Consider the following 308-nt stretch of genomic DNA (forward strand, 5'->3'; position numbering starts at 1 on the left):
GTCTCCTGGCATTTATACTTTTATCTTCCCCGGCTGCAGACCGGAGAAGTGGCTGCAGTGAACCGTAGCCGTTATGCACTGGAGAATTTCCCTACCTCTCCGGTAACAGCAGATGCTCTGGCTTCACTCGGCGAAGCGTATCTGCATCTGGGTATGGAAGACCAGGCTCGTCAGACCCTGGAGCTGTTGAAAGAACAGTATCCGGATCATAAGCAGCTGACAGATGATGGCGAACTAAGACTGATTAAACCGGTCGCAGAAACATCCAAATCGCCACTACAGGCGGTATTACCGGATCTGTTCAGCTG

General features: G+C 51.6%; 1 protein-coding gene. It reads left to right on the plus strand.

The annotated features are described in order from the left end of the window. Positions 1 to 57: 57 nt before the first annotated feature. Positions 58 to 308 (plus strand): tetratricopeptide repeat protein (locus tag H4O21_RS25215; protein WP_182812768.1); only part of this gene is annotated, 251 nt, incomplete at its 3' end.

It is taken from the genome of Oceanospirillum sediminis, assembly GCF_014164585.1.
Lineage (GTDB): Bacteria > Pseudomonadota > Gammaproteobacteria > Pseudomonadales > Halomonadaceae > Oceanospirillum > Oceanospirillum sediminis.